At 73.2% G+C, this 3,354-nt stretch carries 6 protein-coding genes and 3 tRNA genes; 2 read left to right on the forward strand and 7 right to left on the reverse strand.

All coding sequences use genetic code 11. The features are described 5' to 3' along the window. The 7 genes from AB0K37_RS41175 to AB0K37_RS41205 all read right to left on the reverse strand — a co-directional run. On the reverse strand, nucleotides 1-111 hold a 111-nt coding region (locus tag AB0K37_RS41175), incomplete at its 3' end, for an acyl-CoA dehydrogenase family protein (RefSeq protein ID WP_363991413.1). Nucleotides 112-214: 103 nt separating this feature from the next. Then, a complete protein-coding gene (locus AB0K37_RS41180) occupies nucleotides 215-346 on the reverse strand; it encodes a hypothetical protein (protein WP_363991403.1) in 132 nt (43 codons plus the stop codon). A gap of 133 nt (nucleotides 347-479) precedes the next feature. Continuing rightward, nucleotides 480-550: transfer RNA gene (locus AB0K37_RS41185), tRNA-Gln, on the reverse strand. An 89-nt stretch (nucleotides 551-639) separates the two neighbouring features. Continuing rightward, nucleotides 640-711, reverse strand: a tRNA-Gly gene (locus AB0K37_RS41190). A 100-nt stretch (nucleotides 712-811) separates the two neighbouring features. After that, nucleotides 812-884: transfer RNA gene (locus tag AB0K37_RS41195), tRNA-Ala, on the reverse strand. 292 nt (nucleotides 885-1,176) lie between these two features. After that, complete coding sequence (locus AB0K37_RS41200) at nucleotides 1,177-1,305, reverse strand: LPFR motif small protein (protein WP_268248260.1); 129 nt, start codon at nucleotides 1,303-1,305, stop codon at nucleotides 1,177-1,179. A gap of 55 nt (nucleotides 1,306-1,360) precedes the next feature. Continuing rightward, a complete protein-coding gene (locus AB0K37_RS41205) occupies nucleotides 1,361-2,143 on the reverse strand; it encodes a putative protein N(5)-glutamine methyltransferase (RefSeq protein WP_363991406.1) in 783 nt (260 codons plus the stop codon). A gap of 69 nt (nucleotides 2,144-2,212) precedes the next feature. Between AB0K37_RS41205 and AB0K37_RS41210 the strand changes: the two genes are divergently transcribed. Both AB0K37_RS41210 and AB0K37_RS41215 read left to right on the forward strand, forming a co-directional pair. Then, a complete protein-coding gene (locus AB0K37_RS41210; protein ID WP_363991409.1) occupies nucleotides 2,213-3,049 on the forward strand; it encodes a pentapeptide repeat-containing protein in 837 nt (278 codons plus the stop codon). A gap of 92 nt (nucleotides 3,050-3,141) precedes the next feature. Continuing rightward, on the forward strand, nucleotides 3,142-3,354 hold a 213-nt coding region (locus AB0K37_RS41215), incomplete at its 3' end, for a hypothetical protein (protein ID WP_363991411.1).

Consider the following 3,354-nt stretch of genomic DNA (forward strand, 5'->3'; position numbering starts at 1 on the left):
CTCATCCACCTCCGCCGCGAAAGGAGCGATCTTGGCCTCGGCCAGCTCACGCACCGAACTCCGCAGCAGCTCATGCTCCTCAGACGGCGCGTACGCGGGGAAGTCGCTCATCGTTCCTCCAGGATGCCGGCGATGCGGGCCAATATTTTGACGGCCAATATTTGGACGCCAAAATAAGCGAGCGGCCGGGCGCCGTCAAGGCGGTCGCCGGTGGTCACAGGTGCCGCAGCAGCAGGGCGAGCGCCGGGTTGTCGCCGCGTCGCCAGGCCAGGCTCAGCTCCACGGGCGCCGGGTCCGGCAGGTCGACGGGCTGGAACGCCACGCCCGCGTAGCGGACTGCGGCCACGCCGCCGTCCTCGGCGGGGACCGCGAGGAAGTCCCCCGTCCGCCCGCCGCTGACGGAGCTGACCCCGGACGAGACCGCACGGCTCGCGGACCTCGTCGAACGGGTGCGCTGACCTTGCGGCCCCGCCGATCGGCTGCTGGAGCAGGGGTCGAACCTGCATGACGTGATCCAGAGTCACGCATCCTGCCATTGGATGATCCAGCACGGGTGCCCGCCGGCGGGCGGTGGCGTCCGCCCGCCGTGGGCACGGGGAGGACCGGCCGGGGGTCGTTACTCCCGCCGGTCCAGTCCAGAGCCGCACCCGGGAATCGAACCCGGTTCTGCTGGGTGGAAGCCAGCCGCCTCACCATTCAGGCCTGTGCGACGCGCGGAGCCCGGAAAGCTCCGCTCGGTGGCCATCCGAGGAGTCGAACCCCGTCCTCCCGGGTTTCGACCGGGCGCTCATCCGCATGAGCTCGAAGGCCGTGGATCGGGCCGGATTCGAACCGGCATCCTCCCGCTTGCAAGGCGGGCGCTCTCCCAATTGAGCTACTGACCCTGGGGAAAAGGAAAGGCCGCCGGGATCTCTCCCTGGCGGCCTCCGGTGGAGCCTGACGGCCCTATCCAGAGGCGTTTCCGATAAAGGCGGTACCCTGACCCGCACCGGACCCGAAGGGCTGCGGGACCTGCCGGGTGATGGTCGTGACCATGGCCGCCGCTCCTTCCCGTCCGTTTCCGATCAGTGCCTTGCTCCTATGGTGCGGGTCGCCGGCCCGGTGCGCAACGCCTTTTCCACGCGATCGCCCCGAGCCGTTCCAGGAGAACGGGCCCGGGGCGATCCGGGATATGCGTCACGCCGCCCCGCGACGGCTGCGGCCGCGACCGGGGGTCAGCAACCGCCCCAGAACGCGGAACGGCAGGGTCACGACGCTGACGATCGTCCCGACAATGGCGCTGATCGCTGCGCTGATGCGGCGCATCTGACTTCACTCCTTCGGTTCGGTCCTGACCGAACCGATACCCGCCTGTGGAGTTTTACACCGGCTTTGCGCCGACAATGACGGTGGCATAGAACTCCTCGGACGCCGCGACCGCGGCCGCGAGGCCGCCGGCCTCCACGGCGGCGACGGCCGCGGGGGCCTGCCGCTCGCTCGTCTCGAACAGCAGGTGGCCGCCCGGGGCGAGCCACCGCGACGCCTCGGCGGTGACGCGGCGCAGTACGTCGAGGCCGTCCGGGCCGCCGTCGAGCGACGAGCGCGGCTCGTGGTCGCGCGCCTCCGCCGGCATCAGCGCGACGTCCCCGGTGGGGACGTAGGGGACGTTGGCCAGAAGCACGTCGACCCGTCCGCGCAGCTCACCCGGGACGGGATCGAAGAGGTCGCCCTCGTGGGCCGTGCCGCCGTACGGCGCGATGTTGCCGCGGGCGCAGCGCACCGCCGCGGGTTCGATGTCGGCGGCGTGCAGGACGCACTCGCCCACGCCGGAGGCGAGCGCGGCCCCGAGCGCGCCCGACCCGCAGCACAGGTCGAGGATCACCGGCCGGGGAGGCGCGAGGGCGTGGGCCCGCCGGACGAGGAACTCGGTGCGGGGCCGGGGCACGAAGACCCCGGGTGCGACGGCGATCCGCAGCCCGCAGAACATCGCCCAGCCGAGGACGTGTTCGAGCGGCTCGCCGTCCGCGCGCCGCTCCACCATGGCGGCGGCGTCGCTCGGGGTGCGGGCCGTGGAGAGGATGAGCCGCGCCTCGTCCTCTGCGAACACGCAGCCGGCGGCGCGGAGCCTGGAGACGATGGCGGGCTCGGTGAGGGGTGCTGTCATAGGAGTCCGCAACTGTATCCGGCGCCGCGGCGTTCCGCGCGTCCAGGGCACGGCCCGCCCGGCGCGACAATGGAGCGTCGTCCACGAGCCGGGGGTCGGGAAGTGCCGGAGAGATCGGATCTGAAGGCCGACTGCGCCAGTTGTTTCGGGCTGTGCTGCGTCGCGCTGCCGTTCTCGAGGTCCGCCGACTTCGCCGTGGACAAGGACGCGGGCGAGCCCTGCCGCAACCTCCTGGCCGACTTCCGCTGCGGCGTCCACGCCGACCTCCGGGAGCGCGGCTTCCCGGGCTGCACGGTCTTCGACTGCTTCGGCGCCGGGCAGAAGGTCTCGCGCGAGACGTTCTCCGGCACGGACTGGCGCGGGGATCCGGACGTCGCGCGGCGCATGTTCGCGGTGTTCCCCGTGATGCGGCAGCTCCACGAGCTGCTCTGGTACCTCGACCAGGCCGCGGCGATGCCGTCCTCCGGCCCGATCCGCGACGAGCTGCGGCGGGCGTCCGGCGAGGTCGACCGCCTCACCGGCGGCGGCCCCGGCGAGGTCGCCGAGGTGGACGTCCGGGCCGTTCGGGAGAGGGTGAACGGCCTGCTGTCGCGGGCGGGAGAGCTCGCCAGGGCGGGCGTCCCCGGGCGGAGGAAGAACCGGCGGGGGGCGGATCTGGTGGGGGCGAGGCTCAAGGGGGCCGACCTGCGGGGCGCCGATCTGCGCGGCGCCTACCTGATCGCGGCCGACCTGCGAGGGGCGGACCTGCGGGTCGCGGACCTGACCGGCGCGGACCTGCGGGACGCCGATCTGCGCGGCGCCGACCTCACCGGGTGCCTCTTCCTGACCCAGGCGCAGCTCGACTCGGCGCGCGGCGACGCGGCGACGCGGATCCCCGCGGCGCTCACGCGGCCCGCGCACTGGTGACCCCCGCGGCCTGATCTTGTTTAGCCGCCCTGTCAAGGGGCATTTCCGCCTGTCAAAGGGCATTTCCGCAGCGCACGTCGTCGGGGGGTCGCGTGGTGCGGGTCAGATGGTGGGGTACGGGCGTCGTGGCGCTCGTGCTGCTGGTCTTCGGCGCCGGGCTTCCCTTGCTCGACCGGGCCCTCGGGACCCGCGGGCAGCCGCTGGCGCCGGCCGCCGCGGCGCAGGGCAGCGTCGCCGAGACCCGGAACCCGCCGCCCGGCAGGGGACCGGCCTCGGCCGTCCCGCCGCAGGCGGCGGCACGTTCA

It is taken from the genome of Actinomadura sp. NPDC049753 (genome assembly GCF_040674655.1).
GTDB lineage: Bacteria > Actinomycetota > Actinomycetes > Streptosporangiales > Streptosporangiaceae > Spirillospora > Spirillospora verrucosospora.

Bases quoted from the DNA above. Each gene is read 5' to 3' on its own strand.
- AB0K37_RS41200 (WP_268248260.1), bottom strand. From the start codon at position 1,305: ATGCGCCGCATCAGCGCAGCGATCAGCGCCATTGTCGGGACGATCGTC.
- AB0K37_RS41205 (WP_363991406.1), bottom strand. From the start codon at position 2,143: ATGACAGCACCCCTCACCGAGCCCGCCATCGTCTCCAGGCTCCGCGCC.
- AB0K37_RS41210 (WP_363991409.1), top strand. From the start codon at position 2,213: ATGGAGCGTCGTCCACGAGCCGGGGGTCGGGAAGTGCCGGAGAGATCG.